We start from the raw sequence: 1,461 nt of genomic DNA, 5'->3' as shown, positions 1-1,461 counted from the left end.
CTCTTCCACCGGCGCCTCCATTGCCTCCGTTGGTCGTCCGCAGGGTGCAGGAGTCCATCTCCACCCCGGAGTTGAGGAGGAGCACGGCGATGGAGGCACCTCCGCCCTTGCCCCCGCCCGCGCCCTCGCCCGGGCAGCCGCCAGCGCCCCCGCCGCCTCCGCCTCCACCCTCCGCCCCCGCCGAGAAGTTGGCGCGGCCGTAGCCACCCCCGCCACCTCCGCCGCCCCCGCCACCGGGGGAACCTTTCCGGCCGTCGGCTCCACTCTTCGCGACCCAGGTGCCGGCGTCGACCAGCAGCGTACCGATGCCGTCGTCCGCCGCTCCGGGCGTTCCGCCGTCTCCATCGAGACCGTCCTGCCCGGGGTCTCCCGGATACCCCATGACGATGCAGGTGGGGCCCGGGGGGCAACCGGGGTCGTTCATCCGTCCCGCGTCACCCCCCCGCGCGGAGGGCGTTCCTTGCATGCCATTGGTGGGGAAACCGTATTCGAAACCGCCATCACCCCCTCGTCCGCCCGAGGTGTTGACGGAGCCGCAGCTGCTCACGCCGGCTTGGCCACCCGTGGTCGGCGTGGGAGAAGCGAACGAGGCGCTCATGCCCACCCCTCCGTCCGCGCCCCCCACGGCCATGGGGGGCTCGTTGCCGGGCAGGCCATTGGAGCCGGCCCCGGCCGTGATCTCCACATGGCGCAGGCGCACGCCGCTCGAGTCCATCACCCGCAGTCCGATGGAGGGCGCGCCCGCATCCGGGTTCGTGCTGGAGTGGATGTGCAACCACTCCAGGGTGACGCCGGAATCCGCTCCCAGCCCCCTCACCGTCAGGCCGATGCTCTCCCCGCCGAGCTGGGTGACGTTGCTGGCGCTGCGCGCCCAGTTCGCCGCCGTTCCGCCGTAGCCGCCGTGGAGCGAGACGGGCTTGTCCAGCTGGAGCCCCGGCTCGTCGTAGGTGCCCTGGGCGAGGTAGATGGCGGCATGGCTGTCGGGACTGCGCTGCAGCGCATACGTCAGGGTCTTGAAGGGGGCCTCGCGGGTGCCTGCCGTGATGGTGTCCTGGCCCGCCTGGGGGTCGACGAAGATGCCGCCGTCGGCCATCCCGTCCACGCCATCGCAGTTGGCGTCGAAGAAGAGATCATCCGGCTGGTCCGCCGCAGAAGGATCGCACGTGGCGGGTGTGCAGCGCCCGGTCTGCACGCAGTCGCCGAAGGCCCCGTCGAAGTCGTAGCACCCGATGGCGGCCAGCAGTGCCAGCGTGATCGCCGCGGCCCATGGCTTCTTGGTCTCGAGCATGTGAGTCCTCACGGCAGTGTTCCGGCCACTCCCACAACGCCGCCCCCAATGTGCGGGGACAACGCGTCGAGCAGCACGGTCCCATCGCGCGGGCAGACGTCGGTGTCCGCTGGCACGGTGAGGCCGCAGGTTTCGCAGGTACGGGAGTCAGCCATCGGGGAAGTGCTCCCAGG

The 1,461-nt window shown here is 71.5% G+C and carries 1 protein-coding gene; it reads right to left on the bottom strand.

Annotated elements, in window-relative coordinates; translation table 11 throughout:
* Nucleotides 1-1,288: DUF1565 domain-containing protein (locus DAT35_RS58725; RefSeq protein ID WP_146210357.1), on the bottom strand; the 1,288-nt coding region annotated here is incomplete at its 3' end.
* Nucleotides 1,289-1,461: the final 173 nt, after the last annotated feature.

This window comes from Vitiosangium sp. GDMCC 1.1324, assembly GCF_003044305.1.
In the GTDB taxonomy this organism is placed as follows: domain Bacteria; phylum Myxococcota; class Myxococcia; order Myxococcales; family Myxococcaceae; genus Archangium.
The sequence above is the reverse complement of the archived record's forward strand: the minus strand, read 5'-3'. Positions and strand labels throughout refer to the sequence as shown.